Consider the following 16,741-nt stretch of genomic DNA (forward strand, 5'->3'; position numbering starts at 1 on the left):
CTATGTCCTCCGCCGTCCCCGCACGCCGCCTGCTGGCCGTGGCTGCTGCCGTCCTGCTGGCCGGCTGCGCCGTCAGCCCCACGTATGAAGTGCCGACGGCCGCCGCGCCGCAGGCGTTCAAGGAAGCGGCCGGCTGGCAGCCTGCCGCGCCGGCCGACACCCTCGAACGCGGTCCCTGGTGGACCCTGTTTGGCGACGCGCAGCTGAACCAGCTGGCCGAAGGCATTGAAGTATCGAACCAGAACGTGGCCGAAGCCATCGCCTCGTATGAGCAGGCGCGCGCGCTGGTGCGCGAACAGCGCGCCTCGCTGTTCCCCACCGTGAACCTGACGGGCAGCGGTACGCGCTCGGGCGGCGGGGGCGAGCAGCAGACGGGCAACAATTACCGGGCCGCCATCGGCGCGTCGTGGGAACCGGACGTGTGGGGCAAGCTGCGCGCCGGCGTGACGGGGGCGGACGCCAGTGCGGCGGCCAGCGCGGCCGATCTCGCTGCCGCGCGCCTGTCGGCGCAGGGCGAACTGGCGACGAATTACTTTTCGCTGCGCCAGAGCGATGCGCAGATCGCGCTGCTCAATGCCACCATAGCCGGCTACAAGCGCGTGCTCGACATCACCAGCAACCGCTTCAATTCCGGCATCGCCGCCAAGTCCGACCTGCTGCAGGCGCAGACGCAGCTGGCCAACGCGCAGATCGACCTGTCTAGCCAGGTGCGCTCGCGCGCCCAGCTGGAACATGCGATCGCGATTTTGCTGGGCAAGGCGCCGTCCGACTTCAGCCTGGCCGTGGCGCCGTGGACCCTGACCGTGCCCGAGGTGCCGCTGGGCGTGCCATCGACCCTGCTGCAGCGCCGTCCCGACATCGCCGCCGCCGAGCGCAGGGTGGCCGTGGCCAACGAACAGATCGGCATCGCCCGTTCCGCCTACTACCCGAGCCTGAACCTGACGGGTTCCTACGGGGGCGGGGCCAGCGAGGTGGGCGACCTGTTCAATGCCTCATCGAGCCTGTGGTCCCTGGGCGTGTCGGCCGCGCAGACCCTGTTCAACGCGGGCGCCACCACGGCCAGCGTGGATGCGGCCAAGGCGGGGCACGAGGCGGCCGTGGCGCGCTACCGCCAGACGGTGCTGGCCGCCTTCGGCGCCGTGGAAGACCAGCTGTCGGCCACGCGCGCGCTGGCCGAGCAGCTGGAGCTGCGCAAGCAGGCCTCGTCGGCCGCCGACCAGGTCGAGCAGCAGATGCTGAACCGCTACAACGCGGGCCAGGTCGGCTACACGGACGTGGTGACGGCGCAGGTGACGGCCCTGTCGGCGCGCCGTTCGCTGGTGCAGGCGCAGGCGGACCGCCAGACGACGGCCGTGGCGCTGATCCAGGCGCTGGGCGGCGGCTGGCACGCGCCGCAGGCGCAGTAACGGGACCGCCTGGCGCAGGCAAAAGCGCTGCGCCAAATTCGTGTTTTACTGCGCATCTTGAGTGCTAGAATGCAAGATTATCAATTCCCAGCCTGACGGTCTTGCCGTGGCTGCTTTCTTGCCGACGATGACACGCAACAAACACAGCAATCTGTCCGTTCCCGAGGTGGCCACCATCGTTTTCCCCGTGGTGGCCATCGGCGCTTCCGCTGGCGGGCTCGATCCCATCGTCGCCTTCCTCGCCAATGTGCCGCAGGAAAGCGGCATCGCCTACGTGGTGATCCAGCACCTGGACCCCACGCAGAAGGCCATGCTGCCGGAATTGCTGCAGCGCGCCACCAGCATCCCTGTCACGGAAATCACGCATCAGTCGGAATTGCGCCCCAATCATATCTATGTGATTCCGTCGAATGCCGACCTGGGGCTGTCGAAAGGTCGTTTCGTGCTCAGCGAGCCGGTGCAGCTGCGCGGGCACCGCCTGCCCATCAATGCTTTTTTCGAAAGCCTGGCCGCCGAATTGGGCGAACTGGCCGTGGGCGTGATATTTTCCGGCATGGGCAGCGACGGCACGCGCGGCTTGCAGGCCATCAAGCAGGCGGGCGGCCTGACCCTGGCCCAGCATCCCGACACGGCCAAGTTCGACATGATGCCGCAAAGCGCGATTTCCGCCGAAGTGGTGGACCTCGTCGATTTTCCCGACAAGATGCCTGACAAGATCATCAGCTATCTGTTCCGCAGCAGTTTCCTCAGCCTGCCGGGCCATGAACCGAACGGGCGCAATTCCCTGCAGGAAATCGTCGCCTTGCTGTCCGAGCATACGGGCAACAGTTTCACGGATTACAAGATCAACACGGTGCTGCGCCGTATCGAACGGCGCATGAGCTTGTATCAAATGACGTCGATGGAAGAGTACGTGCCGTATTTGCGCGACAATCCGGCGGAAATCGACTTGCTGTTCAAGGAATTGCTGATCGGCGTGACGAGCTTTTTCCGCGACCAGAAGGTATGGGAATACCTGAAGATGGTGGTCTTGCCGCAAATGCTGGCGGCCCACCCGGACGGGCGCGCCTTCAAGGCCTGGGTGCCCGCCTGTTCCACGGGCGAGGAAGCGTACTCGCTGGCCATGGTCTTCCACGAAGTGGTGGCCGGCATCAACCCGCCGTCGAAATACAGCCTGCAGATCTTTGCCACCGACCTGTCGGCCGACGCCATCGACCGCGCGCGCCAGGGGCGTTTTCCGCACAGCATCATCAGCGACGTGTCCGCCGAACGGCTGGAGCGTTTCTTTCTCAATGATAAGAACGGCTATCACGTGAAGAAAGAGATCCGCAACACGATCATCTTCGCCCAGCAAAACATCATTTCGGACCCGCCGTTTACCAAGCTCGACATCTTGTGCTGCCGCAACCTGTTGATCTATCTCAATGCCAAGCTGCAGCAGCGCCTGATTCCCCTGTTTCATTACGCCTTGAACCGCGACGGGGTTTTACTGCTGGGCAGCGCCGATACGCCCGGTCACTTTTCCGAGCTGTTTTCGCCGCTGACCACGTCGACCCGGCTGTATCGCCGCCTCGACAACCTGGCGCGGCAGCGCCTGCCCACGTATTTTCCCACCAAGGTTTCGTTGGCATCCCCCCCCACACCTAGCGACACGAGAGAAGTCAGCATGACTGGAAAGATTCAATCCCATGTCGAGCAATTATTGCTCCAGAAATATTCACCGGCCGCCGCGCTGCTGAACCAGGATGGGGACATCCTGTATATCAACGGCCGCACGGGCGCCTTCCTGGAACCGGCGGCCGGCAAGGCCAACTGGAATATCCACGCCATGGCGCGCGAAGGTTTGCGCTACGAGCTGGCCGGCCTCATCAAGCAGGCGCTGCAAAGCGAGAGCGTGGTGCGCCTGAAGGGCCTGGTGGTCAAGGACCACCTGGGACAGTCGCTGGGCGTCGACTTGAGCGCGGAAGCCCTGAGCCAGCCGGAATCCTTGCGCGGCATGGTGTTTGTCACGTTTTCCAGCGTGCCCCTGGTGGCCGAAGCGCGCCGCGGCCGTTCGCCCAATCCCAAGGTGCTGGAGCTGGAGCAGCAGCTGGCGCAGGCGCGCAATGAAATCCAGGCCGTGCGCGACGAGATGCAGACCTCGCGCGAGGAACTGAAATCGGCCAATGAAGAATTGCAGTCGACCAATGAAGAGCTGCAATCGACGAACGAGGAATTGACCACGTCGAAGGAAGAGATGCAGTCGCTCAACGAGGAACTGTACACGGTCAATGCGGAGCTGCAGTCGAAGGTCGATGATTTGTCGCTGGTCAATAGCGACATGAAGAATCTGCTCAACAGCACCGATATCGCCACCATCTTCCTCGACAGCGACTTGCGCATCCGCCGCTTCACGGCGCCGGCCACGCAAATCTACAAGCTGATCCAGACCGACTTGCGCCGTCCCCTCAGCGACATCGTCAACGACCTCGATTATCCGGGCCTGGAAGACGATGCGCTGGAAGTCATCCGCAGCCTCGTGTTCTGCGAGCGCCAGGTGCCGACCAAGACGGGGCGCTGGTACAACGTGCGCATCATGCCCTACCGCACGATCGAAAACGTGATCGACGGCGTGGTGGTCACTTTCATCAACATCACGGAATCGAAGCTGCTGGAAGCCCAGCTGCGGCAGATGCAGTCCGACGGGGCGGGTGGAGAAAGCGCGGCATGAGCGAGCCATTCGACGGTGGCATCACGCCGGCCCGGCTCAGAGAGCAGGCCGAGCAATTGGCGAAACAGCAGGGCCAGCCCGTGCCGCCGCCGCTGTCGAGTGAAGAGGTGATGCGCCAGCTGCATGAATTGCAGGTGAGCCAGATCGAACTGGAAATGCAGAATGCGGCCCTGGCCGAGCTGGAACAGCTGAAGAGTGAATTTGAAAGCAGCCGCGACCGGTATGCGCAGCTGTACGAGCAGGCGCCCGTCAGTTATTTCTCGCTGGCGCGCGAAGGCGTCATCACGCGCGCCAATGAGGCCGCCTGCGGCTTGCTGCGGCGCGAAAAGAGCCGGCTGCTGGGACGGCGCTTCGAGCAGTTCATCGCGCCCCAGGCGCAGGGCGGTTTCCGCCGCTTCCTCGACGCCGTCTTCGCCAGCGGCGCGCGGCAGGTGCTCGAGGCGCAGCTGTTCGAGGGCGAGGCGGACGGCACGGGCGGCATGGTGCGCATCGAGGCCAATTTCGATGCCGGCAGCAGCACGGCGCGCATGCTGGTGACGGACCTGGGCGACGAACATGCGCGCGAATCGGCCTTGCGGCGCGCCTTCGTCATCCTCGACAGCATCCGCGAAGGCGTGCTGGTGACCGACAGCGCCAACCGCATCATTTCCGTCAATCCCGCCTTCACGGCCATCACCGGCTACCAGGCGGAGGAAGCCATCGGGCGCGACCCGTCCTTCCTCGGCGGCGGCACGCATCTGCCGCAGTTTTATGAAGCCATGTGGCACAGCCTGCACCAGGATGGCAGCTGGTATGGCGAGCTGGTGAACCGGCGCAAGAATGGCGAACGCTTCGTCGAATCGCTGTCCATCACGCCCATGCGCGCACCCGACGGCAGCATCAGCCATTTTGTCGGCGTGTTTTCCGATATCACCGAGCGCAAGCTGGCCGAGGCGGCCCTGCGCGAACTGCACCGCGAACTGGACCAGCGGGTCATCGACCGCACGGCCGAGCTGCTGCGCGCCAACGAGCACCTGCAGCTGGAAGTGCACCAGCGCGAACGGGCCCAGGAAGCCTTGCGCGATGCCGAGCGCTTCTTTCATGCGACCATCGATTCGCTGACGGACCGCGTGCTGGTGCTGGACCAGGCGGGCGACCTGGTGCATGCCAACCAGGCTTGCCTGGCCTTCGTCGGCCAGACGCCCAGGCCGCTGCACTACCTGGAATTCTGCGATACCGATCCGCGCTGGCAGCGCAGCGCCGGGCGCGAGCTGGCCGCCGGCATCCGCGCCGTGATCGCCGGCAAGGCCGATGCGTACGCGCTCGAGTACGAATTCGCCACGCGCGTCGGGCCGCGCTGGTCGCAGGCCCGGGTCAGCCGCTTCCTCGGCGAGGGGCCGCTGCGCGTGGTGGTGGCGCACACGGATATCACCGAACGCAAGCTGATGGACGGTGCCCTGCGCCAGTCGCACGCCCAGCTGCGCCAGCTGGCGCTGCACCTGGAAACGGCCAAGGAAGACGAGCGCAAGCGCATTTCGCGCGATATCCACGATGAGCTGGGACAAAACCTGCTGGCGTTGCGCATCGACATTTCCATGCTCAGCGCCCGCACGGAAGGCTCCCATCCGCGCCTACACCGCCGGGTCGGTGCCGTGCTCAGCAACGTCGACACCACCATCAAGAGCGTGCGCGGCATCATGAACGAGCTGCGCCCGATGGCGCTGGACCTGGGCCTGCAGGCCGCCGTCGAGTGGCAGGTGGGCGACTTCCGCAAGCGCAGCGGCGTGGCCTGCCACCTGCTGATACGCGACGAGGCGCTGTTCGCCGCCATCGGCAGCCAGGTCGAGATCGTGCTGTTCCGCATCGTGCAGGAAGCGCTCAGCAACGTCATGCGCCATGCCCAGGCCAGCGTGGTCGAGATCGAGCTGAGCTCGGACGCCTGCGCCGTGTACCTGGCCATCAGCGACGATGGCATCGGCATCACGCCCTTGCAGCAGCGCAAGAAACAGTGCTTTGGCCTGATCGGCATTGCCGAACGGGTGACGGCGCTGGGCGGGCACTTCGAGGTGGGCGTGCCGGCGTCGGGCAGCGGTTGCCGCCTGGCCCTGCACATTCCCCTGCCGGGCGTGGCGCGTCCGCCCGCCTGACGCGCAGATTGCACCAGGATAATTTTTTGCCGACCCAGGCGGTCGGGACAGGCTATACTTTCGCCTGCTTTTTATGGAGGGGCATATCTTGTTCAAGACAATCGTACTACCAGTCGCCTTGATGGGCGCGTTCGCCGGCGCACACGCCGACGAAGGGCAGTGGCAACCACACCAGCTGCCACAGCTGAAAGCCGAATTGAAACGGGTCGGCATCGAAATTCCTGCGGAAAAACTGGCCGACCTGAGCAAGCACCCGATGAGCGCCATCGTGTCGCTGGGCGGCTGCTCGGCCGCCTTCGTCTCCGACGCGGGCCTGGTGGTGACGAACCACCACTGCGCGTATGGCGCCGTGCAGCGCAATTCCACGCCGGAACACAATTACATCACCAACGGCTTCCTGGCCAAGACTCGTGCTAGCGAGCTGCCGGGCGGTCCGAACAGCCTCGTGTATGTGACGGACAAGGTGGAAAACGTCAGCGACCGCGTCCTGAAAGGCTTGACGGCCGACATGACGGGCCGCGCGCGCCACGAAGCCGTGGAAAAGCGCGTCAAGGACCTGATCGCCGAATGCGAGACGGACAAGATGTACCGCTGCTCCGTGCCCGCCTTCCACCGCGGCCTCGAGTACTACCGCATCCGCCAGATGATGATACGCGACGTGCGCCTCGTGTACGCGCCATCGGACAAGATCGGCAACTTCGGCGGCGACATCGACAACTACGAATGGCCGCGCCACACGGGCGACTACTCCTTCCTGCGCGCCTACGTGGGCAAGGATGGCCGTCCGGCCGACCCGTCGCCGGACAACGTGCCGTACCACTCGAAGGACTTCCTCGTCGTCTCGGCCGAAGGCTTGAAGGCCGGTGACGGCATCTTGCTGGCGGGCTACCCCGGCCGCACCAGCCGCTACAAGCTGCCGGCGGAAATCCGCTTCGCGCGCGATACGGGCTTCCCCCTGAAAGTGGCGGAACTGCAAGCGGACCTGGCCGTGATGGCCGACGCCACGCAGGGCGACGCGGCCGCTGCCGTGCGCTATGCCAGCGTGGTGAAAAGCATCAATAACGTGCTGAAGAAAACCCAGGGCTTGCTCGACGGTTTCGCCCGCAAGGACATCGCCGCCATCAAGGACGTGCAGGACGCCGAATTCCGCGCCTGGTACGCGAAGCAGCCGAACGTGTCGCCGACCCTGCTGGCCGAACTGGACGCGGCGATTGCCACCGACATGGCCCTCAGCGAAGAAGAGTTCGCCTGGACGGTGGCCACCAACAGCGACCTGCTGAAAAGCGCGCGCACCGTCTACCGCCTGTCGCAGGAGCGCCAGAAGGCGGACGCCGAGCGCGAATCGGGCTTCCAGCAGCGCGACCTGGCCTTCATCAAGGCACGCCTGGCGCGCCTGGAACAGTCGTACGTCAACAAGGTCGACCAGGCGCGCTTCGAAGCGGGCCTGAAGCGCTACGCCCAGCTGGCGGCCAAGACCCATCCGCAAGGACTGGACGCGCTGCTGCCGGCACCCGCCGCCGTAGCGGCCCTGTACCAGCAGACCCAGCTGGCCGACACGGCCAAGCGCCTGGCCTGGCTGGAAAAGGACCAGGCTGCCGTTACCCAGTCTGACGATGCCTTCATGCAACTGGCCGTCAAGCTGCAGCCCGTGGAACTGGCGCTGGAAGAGCGCCGCAAGGAAGTCGACGGAAACCTGGAGCGCGTGATTCCGCAATATATGCAAGCCGTGATTGCCTGGAAGAAATCGCAAGGCAAGCCGGTGTATCCTGACGCCAACTCGACCCTGCGCGTGACCTACGGCACCGTCTCGCCGTACTCGCCGCGCGACGGCATCACCAAGGGACCGTTCACGACCGTGGAAGGCATCGTCGAGAAAGTCACGGGCAAGGCCCCGTTCGAGGCGCCGCAAGGCTTGATCGACGCCGTGAAGGAAAAACGCTACGGCCAGTTCCGCGATCCGGCCCTGGGCACGGTACCCGTCAACTTCCTCACCAGCGCCGACACCACGGGCGGCAATTCCGGCTCGGCCGTGATGAACAAGCGCGGCGAACTGATCGGCCTGAACTTCGATTCCACGTATGAATCGATCACCAAGGACTGGTATTTCGACACGGCCATCACGCGCGCCATCCACCTCGACATCCGCTACATGCTGTGGGTGATGAAGGAAGTGGACCACGCGGATAACTTGCTGCAGGAAATGACGATCAAGTATCCGAAGGCCGCCAAGGCCGCGAAGAAGTAAGCGTCAGCTTGCGCTGGCACAAAGCCGCATCCGCCGCAGGGCCGATGCGGCTTTTTTGCGGCAATACAAGGGAGGATCCGCGGCTCCCGTTCTCCGGTTTGCGGTTCCTGCATCCGCCCGCACAGTACGCGCGGCCATCGCCTGCCATATTGCCTGCGCCACGTATAATTTCCCGCACTATCCACCGCTATTCTTTTTCGACAGGCCCCCCATGCCCCAGACTACCGATTTGCCGCCGGATTGGCACGCGTTTGAAACGACATATGACGTTGAGGCTACCTGGTTCAGGCTGGCCAGCGCATCGCTGGCGCTGCTGGGCGCGTCCGCTTTCAAGGATCAGGCATTTTCAGCCTTCGCCTTTAACGCCGTATCGTTCCCGTCCATTTCGCTGAGCTTTGACACCGATCCCGGTAACAGGGCGCGCGATTACTATCCTCCGGACTGGTCGAACGCGTGCATGGAAGCCGATATGCCGGAAATCGGGCAATTATGGGAGGAGGGCCACGCAAGGATCGAAGATGCTTTAAGCGAGCTGATCGACGCTGCCGATGACGAGTTGCTCTGCGCCATTGAGGAAGGCTATCTGCATAGCCTCAGGAAAACCATGGTGCGGCTGGAAACGAGCCGTGCTTTCCAGCAGATCAAGACGTGTGCGCCGTTCTGGACCGTGGTCACGCAAATCGATGCCGATACGGATGAAGAGGAGCGCCTGCTCGAGCAGGTGCGCCAAGGCCTTCTGGCGTAAGCGCTATATCAGGGCTTGCCAGGCCCTGACTTCTTCGTCCGTGAGCGCCGGCCCCCAGCCGCCGCGCAGCGCCGCATCGTGCTGCACGTAGTGCTCCAGCTGCGGCACGGCCACGTCATGCCGGGCGCAGATGTCAAAGACGGCTTCCAGCTGGCGCCGGCTTGCCGCAAGGTCATCGCCATGCCAGGTGCAGGCGCTCGTTTCCAGCACATGCTGCACCAGTGTTTCCAGCGTGCCCAGCAGGTGCCCGGGCATGGCCATGCGTACCTCGTCCGGCCAGGGATCGCCCATGCCCGTCACAGCCAGGGATGCAAAGCCCCGTTCCCAGGCCGCAAAATCCCCTGGCCCGAGCTGCGCCACTTTCCACACGTGAGCGGCGAACGCGGACAGGGCGGGATGATCCATATCAAAGCGCCGGCAAAAGCGTTGCAGGCAGGTGACGGCAAGGCATTGCTTGGCGATTACGGAGAGCGTATCTATCGATATGTCATGCATAAATAATGGTGTTTCAAAAAAATAACGGCTAGCCTCGGCTGAATGCGCGCCTTGTCAACGCCCTGGCGCACGCTGCTTCAGCTCGAATCATTTCTCAAAGACAATCCAGGACCAGCTTACCCCCGCCTGGCGATTCTGCTGCTGAACGGATGGCGCCTGCGTACTCAACATCAATTTGAGCTGATATTGCATCGCGAGGTTTATTGTTTCATTGGCAGAGACATCAAAGATGCGACGGCCTTCAGGGGCTGGGCCATGCCTCAGGGACATGACGAGTATGGCGCCGGGCTTGAGCAACTTGCTGATATTGTCCATCGCCTCGATCCTTTCTTCCGTTGCCAGATGCATCCAGACGGCCGCGACGACAATAAGGTCATACTTGGCAGGACGCGCTCCTAGCGTGGAAAGAGCGGGGAGGCTGTCGTTCACCCATTCTATGTTGGCCAGGGCATGTGCCTTCATGCCCGCCTCGCGGAAGGCTGCAACGGGCTCAAGCGCGGTCACTTTGTGGCCTGAGCTTGCAAGCCACGCCGCGTCGCCGCCTGTCCCGGCGCCGATGTCGAGCACGGCGCTTGATATCGTCGGCAAGAGATGACTGACGGGCCGGTATTTATCAAGGAATGTAACGTTGTCGTATCGTGCAATGAGCTGCCCTGCGTTTTCTGCATAGCCCTCGGTGCCCGGGACAGTAGATGAGTCCATGGGATCCTGCATTTCCTGCATTATCAGTCGTCTCCTCTGGCAATGTCCATTTCTGCAGTCATAACGGCTTTTCTTCCGCTTGCTGATGCGCTTGCCGCAGCGCCTTCACCGGCAATTGAAAAAAGCGCGGCACCATGGCCGGCGACAGCGCGTCGCCGCCGTCCGCCATGGCCAGGCGGCCGCTCAACAGCAGCATCACGTAGCCGTGGCCCAGCGACCAGCCGGCGCTGGCGGCGGCCTTGTCCCAGCGCGGGTCGAGGCCCGCCTCGCGCACGGCGGCGCCCGCCGTCTGCAGCACATACTGGAAGCACGCTTGCGCCGCCTCCTGCAGGACGGGGAACTGGCGCACGTCCTGGTGTTCGAACATCAGCCGGTAGTGGGCTGGCGCGGTCAGGGCGAATTCGATGTATTGCTGGCCTAGCAATTGAAAGCGCTGTTCGGCGGGCAAGCTGCCCGGCGGCGGCAGCTGCGTTTCCCATTTCCGTATCAGGCTGGCAAAGCCGGCGGCCGCCACCTCGGCCAGCAGGGCTTCCTTGCTGGGGAAGTGGCGGTACACGGCGGCGACCGACACGCCCACCGTGCGCGCCAGTTCGCGCAGCGACAGGGCGGCGTCATGCTGCTGCGCCAGTTGCGCGATGGTGGCGGCGACCAGGGTGTCGCGCAGGTTGCCGTGATGGTAAGTGGTCATTGCGGTTGTCATTCGATGTTATCGCTGTTCACATTGTCGTGTATGATGGGCATGTTATCACTGAAAACATGGAGAGCACATGCATGAGATGAACATTGCCGTCCGCACCGTGGACTTGCCGCCAGGCGCCAGCATCGCCCCGCTGTATCCCGGCAGCAACCTGGCCGACGCCTACGCCGTCGACTTGCCCACCGCGCAGGCGCGCCAGATGGACATGCAGAGCCTGGCGCGCCAGCTGCTGGGCAAGCAGCCGGGCTGGGCGCGCAAGCTGATGGTGCTGCGCGACGCCATCGTGGCGCGTTTCGGCATCCGGACGGCAAAACAGATGGAAGCGCGGCCCGGCAAGCGCATCGGCATCTTCCGCATCTATGCCGTCAGCGACGACGAAATCATCCTGGGCGAGGATGACAGCCACCTGGACTTTCGCCTGTCCGTGCTGCGCAACAGGGACGCGGGGCGCCATGGCAGCGTGACCGTCTCCAGCGTCGTGCATTGCCATAACCGGGTGGGGCGTGCCTACATCCTGCTGATCCGTCCGTTTCACAAGCTGATCGTGCGCCATTCGCTGGCGCGGGCGGCCAGGACGGGCTTCGCCTGAGGCGGGGAGTGGCGAGCGGCAAGGGCAATCTTGCTTATTCATGGCCGGTATTGCATACTGCACCACCAGCCTCATCACGATTCCCATGAACGATACGCTTCTCCTGCTGGGTTTTGCCACCACGCCGCTTGAACTGATTTCCTTTGTCCTGGCACTGACAACCGTTGCGCTGAACATCCGCCAGAATCACTGGGCGTGGCTGTTCGCCATCATTTCCTCGGCCGCCTACGGTTTCGTGTTTTTCGAGTCGCGCCTGTATGGCGACATGGCCTTGCAACTGCTGTTCATCAGCGTCTCGTTCTGGGGCTGGTACCAGTGGCTGCACCCGTCCAGCGGCGGCACGACCCTGCCCGTGACGCGCCTCGATGGCCGCGGCTGGCTAGCCTGCGCCGCGGGCTGGCTCGTGGGCTTTCTGCTCATCGCCTGGCTGCTGACGACGACGGACACGGACGTGCCGCACGCGGACGGCTTCCTCACGGCGGGCAGCCTGGTGGGGCAATTCTTGCTGTCGCGCAAGAAGCTGGAAAACTGGGTCGCCTGGATCATCGTCGATGTGCTGTACGTGTGGCTGTACGTGCACAAGGGCCTGGCCCTGACGGCCGTGCTGTATGCCTTCTTTGTCGTGATGGCCGTCATCGGCCTGCTGGCGTGGCGCAAGTCGGCGCCGGCCGCGCCCGGCGCGATGGTCCTCAAGTGACGGCGCACTGCATGCGCGTGGCCATCCTGGGGGCGGAATCGTCGGGCAAGTCGACCCTGGCGGCCGCGCTGGCGGAGCGTTACGGCAGCGTCTGGGTACCGGAATACCTGCGTGAATTCGTGGAAAGCCAGGGCAGGGTGCCCGTCGCGGAAGACCAGTATGGGATTGCGCTAACGCAAGTCGAGCGCGAGGCGGCCGCCGCCGCGCAAGCGAAGCGCTTCCTGTTTTGCGACACGACGCCCTTGATGACGGTGGTCTACAGCCGCCATTACTTTGCCGGCGCCGATGCGCCGCTGGCGGCCCTGGCCGCTGCCACGCATTACGACCTGACGCTGGTGACGGCGCCCGACAGCCCGTGGGTAGCCGATGGCCTGCAGCGCGAGTCGGAAGCCGTGCGCCAGCTGATCTACCGCCTGCTGCTCGACGAGCTTGACACGCGCGGCATCGCCTACCACGTGCTGCACGACAGCCTGGAGGCGCGCCTGGCCCAGGCGGCGCCCCTGCTGCAGGCGCTCGCTGCGGCGCCTGCCATTTCCTTTCCCTACAACGCCTAACAAAACCGTAGCGAGCGGCAGCGAGTTGTGGCCGAGAAGCGGAGCTGTGCGAATGCACAGTGAGCATCGGAAGCCGCAAATCGCGACGCGCAGTAGGTTTGGTTAGGTGTTTAAAAGTCGAACTGCGCCGAGACCTTGAACGTGCGGCTGGCGCCCGGGAACAGATAGCCGCCCGCGTCCGGCGTCACGTCGCGCCAGTAGAACTTGTCCGTCACGTTATTGATGGTGGCGCGCAGCACGGCCGACGTGCCCGCCAGGCGCGTGGCATAGGCGGCACCGAGGTTGAACACGCTGTACGACGGCACGAAGGTGGTGTTGCTGAATTCAAAGGCCTTCTTGCCCGCATATTCCCAGCTGCCGTTCACGTTCAGGCCTGCCACTTGCGGCACGGCATAGTCGGCGCGCACGGCCGCCTTCAGGGCCGGCACGTTGGGCACGCGCTTGCCGTCCAGGTCCGCATTGCCCGTGCCGGACTGCTGGCTGTTCAAGGCCGTGAGCGAGGCGCCCAGGCTCAGGTTGGCACTGGCCTTGCCCTGGGCCGACAGTTCCAGGCCCCGGTGCTGGGCCTGGCCTGCGCGCACGAAGTTGTAGGTGCTCATGCTGCTGTCGAGGTACTGGTTGAATTCCAGGCCCTTGCGGATCTGGAACAGGCTGGCCGCGACCATGAAGTCCGGCGTCACATCGGCCTTCACGCCGAACTCGAGCTGTTTCGAGCGGCTCGGCGTCAGTTCCACGTTGGCATTGTTGGCATAGCGGTCGGCCGTGCCGCCATGTTCCATGCCGTGCGAGTAGGATGCATACACGGCGATATTGTCTTGCGGGTTGTACACCAGCGCCACGTTGGGCAGCAGGAAGTCATGTTTGGCGCGGATTTCCGTGGCGGCCTTAAGCACGTACTGGTAGCCGTCGACATCGATATGGCGCAAGCCGCCATGCAGTTTCCAGTTCTGGCCCAGGCTGACGATGTCCTGCACGAAGACGGATTTTTCCTTGTCGTTGCGCACCAGGCGCACGGGGCCCGTGACGCCATCGGACGGAGCCACGACGACGGGGTGGTAGATGTTGCTGATGCCCACTTCATCATAGACGTACAGGCCGGCGCGGTCCTTGCGGTTGAAATACGACACGCCGGCCGTGAATTCATGGCGCAGGCTGCCCGTGGCAAACTTGCCCTGGAGCATGGCTTGCGCGCTCAGGGGCTTCTTCGTTTCGCCGAGGCTGCGGTAGTCCCACACGGAAAAATCGCCATTGCTGCAGAACACGGGGTTCCAGCCTTCCGGGCTGCAGCCATACGGATACGCCGTGTAGTCGTCGCGCTTGAACGAGTGCTGGTTGGCCGACAGGGTGGCATGCCAGTCGTCATTGAAGGCGTACTGGAAGCGCAGGCCCAGGTTGCTGGTGACGGTTTCCACCGGGTGCGTCCACGGCTGCTTGTTGAGCATGGTGTCGGCGCTGACGTTCGCGGGCAGGCTGCCATTGCTCAGCAGCTGGAAGCCGGGCGCCGTCACCTGCGCCTTGTCCTGGTAGTCGGCATCGAGCTGCAGCAGGGCCTGGGGTGACATCTGCCAGTCGAAGGCGCCGGAAATGAACTTGCGGTTGCCGTCGGCGCCCTGGATGTAGGAGCGCAGGCGTTCGGCCGCCACGTTGATCCGGTAGCCGAAGCGCCGGTCTTCCAGGCGGCCGCCCAGGTCGACGGCGCCGTACAGGGTGCCCCGCTCGCGCGTTTCCACGGTGACGGTGCGCAGCGGCGCGGCGGTGGGGCGCTTGACGATGAAGTCGATCACGCCGCCCGGCGCGGCCATGCCTGCCTGCAAGCCGGCCAGGCCTTTCAGCACTTCGATGCGTTCCTTGTTTTCCAGCGGAATCTGCGTGTCGCCGGGAATGGCCACGCCATCCTTGCGGTAGCTGGAGTTGTTGTCGAGTTCAAAGCCGCGGATGGTGAATTGCTCCGCGTAGCCGACGGCGTTGTAGGAATCGTTGATGCTGGCGTCCAGCTTGACGGCATCGCTGAGGTTGCGGATTTGCAAGTCTTGCAGCTCTTTTTGCCCGATCACGGTGACGGCGGCCGGCGTCTGCAGCAGCGGCGCATCGGAAAAGCCGCCGACGGAGGCGCGCTTGGCGGCCGGGGCCTTGCTGGCCGTGACGACCACTTCGGCCATGTTCTGGGCTGGTGCTTCGGCGGCATCGGCGGCATCGGCGGTGTCGCCGGCGGCCAGGGCAGGCGCGGCAAACGCGTGCAGGATGGCCAGGGTCAAAGCGGAAATAGATAAATTCGGTGTGGACATAGATTGCTCGTGGTTCAAGCCGTCTCGGGAAAGAGCACGGCAGGCTGCTTGTTCGGCTGGCGCCAACGCAGGAGCTATCAAAGGAGGGAGGTACTTTGCGCTTTCCTTCGCTGGCATTATCCAGATCAGGTACGAAGGGTATCTCTCACCCGGATGACTACTCCAGGACCCCTAGCGAATTGATAGCTTAGCATGAACCACGGCCCGCTGTCCCACCCTGCCGACCGTTTTACAACACTGCAGGTCGAAACTACAGACTCAGCTCCAGCACCTTGCGGCTGACTTCCGGCGTCACCTCGCGCTGCTCGCCCAGGGCCGTCATGCCGTGCGCTTCCAGGGCGGCCACGACGGCGTCCACGCTGGCATGGTTCAGGCCGTAGTCGGCCAGGCGCGTCTTGACGCCCATGTGGCGGAAAAAGAATTCCGTGCGGGCGATGGCGGCCTCGATGCGGCCATCCTCGTCGCCGCCATCGAGGCCCCACACGCGCGCCGCGTACTGCAGCAGCTTGGCGCGCTTGGCCTGCTTGCGCACGCGCAGCATGCTGGGCAGGATGATGGCCAAGGTCTGCGCGTGGTCGAGTTCGTACAGGGCCGTCAATTCGTGGCCGATGGCGTGCGTGGACCAGTCTTGCGGCACGCCCACGCCGATCAGGCCGTTCAAGGCCAGGGTGGCGCTCCACATCACGTTGGCGCGCACGTCATAGTCGTCCGGCTGCGACAGGGCTTTCGGTCCTTCCTCGATCAGGGTCAGCAAAATGCCTTCGGCGAAGCGGTCCTGCACGGAAGCATTCACAGGGTAGGTCAGGTATTGCTCCATCACGTGCGCAAACGCATCGACGACGCCGTTGCCCACCTGGCGGAGCGGCAAGGTAAACGTTTTCGTGGGGTCCAGCACGGAAAATTTAGGATACACCTTGCGGCTCATGAAGGAGCGCTTTTCCTGCGTGGCCTTGCGCGTGATCACGGCCGAGCCATTCATTTCCGAACCCGTGGCCGGCAAGGTCAGGACCGTGCCGAAGGGCAGGGCCGCTTCGACGATCTTGCCGCCCCTGGCCAGGATGTCCCAGGCTTCGCCCTCATGCAGGGCGGCGGCGGCGATGAACTTGGTGCCGTCGACCACGGAACCGCCGCCGACAGCCAGCAGGAAATCGATGCGCTCGCTTTTCACGAGGGCGACGGCCTGCATCAGCGTTTCATAGCCGGGATTGGGTTCGATGCCGGCAAATTCCAGCACCGTGTGGCCGGCCAGCGCCGCCCGTACTTCATCGTAGACGCCGTTCTGCTTGATGCTGCCGCCGCCGTAGGTCATGAGCACTCGGGCCTGCGGCGGGATCAGCGCCGTGATGGCGGCGATCTGGCCCTGGCCGAAGAGGATTTGCGTCGGATTGTAAAAGTCGAAATTGAACATGGGGCTCCCGCTGCGGATGTGTAGGGTAGGCTGCTGCCGAGCCATGATTATGGCCGAACGGGTGGAATCGTGTCGTGGACGC

The 16,741-nt window shown here is 64.1% G+C and carries 13 protein-coding genes and 1 riboswitch; of the genes, 8 read left to right on the forward strand and 5 right to left on the reverse strand.

From position 1 onward, the window contains the following. The first annotated feature begins 2 nt into the window (after positions 1-2). The 5 genes from AC07VL_RS06815 to AC07VL_RS06835 all read left to right on the forward strand — a co-directional run bounded on the left by AC07VL_RS06815 (position 3) and on the right by AC07VL_RS06835 (position 9,232). Entirely contained in the window at positions 3-1,406 is a 1,404-nt protein-coding gene (locus AC07VL_RS06815; protein WP_494805164.1) for an efflux transporter outer membrane subunit, read from the forward strand. 127 nt (positions 1,407-1,533) lie between these two features. Then, positions 1,534-4,116, forward strand: a complete 2,583-nt coding sequence (locus tag AC07VL_RS06820) for a chemotaxis protein CheB (RefSeq protein WP_494805165.1) — start codon at positions 1,534-1,536, stop codon at positions 4,114-4,116. After that, positions 4,113-6,242: a sensor histidine kinase gene (locus AC07VL_RS06825; protein WP_494805166.1), complete on the forward strand. Its 2,130-nt coding sequence runs from the start codon at positions 4,113-4,115 to the stop codon at positions 6,240-6,242. The genes AC07VL_RS06820 and AC07VL_RS06825 overlap by 4 nt, the downstream gene beginning before the upstream one ends. 88 nt (positions 6,243-6,330) lie before the next feature. Beyond that, positions 6,331-8,487: a S46 family peptidase gene (locus AC07VL_RS06830; protein WP_494805167.1), complete on the forward strand. Its 2,157-nt coding sequence runs from the start codon at positions 6,331-6,333 to the stop codon at positions 8,485-8,487. Positions 8,488-8,698: 211 nt separating this feature from the next. Further along, complete coding sequence (locus tag AC07VL_RS06835; protein WP_494805168.1) at positions 8,699-9,232, forward strand: hypothetical protein; 534 nt, start codon at positions 8,699-8,701, stop codon at positions 9,230-9,232. A 3-nt stretch (positions 9,233-9,235) separates the two neighbouring features. Here the strand turns inward: AC07VL_RS06835 and AC07VL_RS06840 are convergent, their stop codons facing one another. The 3 genes from AC07VL_RS06840 to AC07VL_RS06850 form a co-directional block, all read right to left on the reverse strand. Further along, complete coding sequence (locus tag AC07VL_RS06840; protein WP_494805169.1) at positions 9,236-9,637, reverse strand: hypothetical protein; 402 nt, start codon at positions 9,635-9,637, stop codon at positions 9,236-9,238. Between the two features lie 177 nt (positions 9,638-9,814). Further along, entirely contained in the window at positions 9,815-10,429 is a 615-nt protein-coding gene (locus tag AC07VL_RS06845) for a class I SAM-dependent methyltransferase (protein WP_494805170.1), read from the reverse strand. Positions 10,430-10,487: 58 nt separating this feature from the next. Then, positions 10,488-11,117: a TetR/AcrR family transcriptional regulator gene (locus AC07VL_RS06850; protein ID WP_494805171.1), complete on the reverse strand. Its 630-nt coding sequence runs from the start codon at positions 11,115-11,117 to the stop codon at positions 10,488-10,490. Positions 11,118-11,196: 79 nt separating this feature from the next. Between AC07VL_RS06850 and AC07VL_RS06855 the strand changes: the two genes are divergently transcribed. From AC07VL_RS06855 to AC07VL_RS06865, 3 genes are all read left to right on the forward strand, one after another. Then, the gene (locus AC07VL_RS06855; RefSeq protein WP_494805172.1) at positions 11,197-11,715 is read left to right on the forward strand and encodes a DUF2867 domain-containing protein; all 519 of its coding nucleotides are present in this window, start codon (positions 11,197-11,199) and stop codon (positions 11,713-11,715) included. A gap of 85 nt (positions 11,716-11,800) precedes the next feature. Then, the gene (gene pnuC, locus AC07VL_RS06860) at positions 11,801-12,412 is read left to right on the forward strand and encodes a nicotinamide riboside transporter PnuC (protein WP_494805173.1); all 612 of its coding nucleotides are present in this window, start codon (positions 11,801-11,803) and stop codon (positions 12,410-12,412) included. An 11-nt stretch (positions 12,413-12,423) separates the two neighbouring features. Beyond that, the gene (locus AC07VL_RS06865; RefSeq protein WP_494805174.1) at positions 12,424-12,966 is read left to right on the forward strand and encodes an AAA family ATPase; all 543 of its coding nucleotides are present in this window, start codon (positions 12,424-12,426) and stop codon (positions 12,964-12,966) included. 110 nt (positions 12,967-13,076) lie between these two features. Here the strand turns inward: AC07VL_RS06865 and AC07VL_RS06870 are convergent, their stop codons facing one another. Then, the gene (locus AC07VL_RS06870; protein WP_494805175.1) at positions 13,077-15,251 is read right to left on the reverse strand and encodes a TonB-dependent siderophore receptor; all 2,175 of its coding nucleotides are present in this window, start codon (positions 15,249-15,251) and stop codon (positions 13,077-13,079) included. 85 nt (positions 15,252-15,336) lie between these two features. Then, a riboswitch (TPP riboswitch) is annotated at positions 15,337-15,434 on the reverse strand. A gap of 67 nt (positions 15,435-15,501) precedes the next feature. Then, positions 15,502-16,659, reverse strand: a complete 1,158-nt coding sequence (locus tag AC07VL_RS06875; RefSeq protein WP_494805176.1) for an iron-containing alcohol dehydrogenase — start codon at positions 16,657-16,659, stop codon at positions 15,502-15,504. Positions 16,660-16,741 lie beyond the last annotated feature (82 nt).

Source organism: Janthinobacterium sp. GW821-FHT03C08, assembly GCF_059420905.1.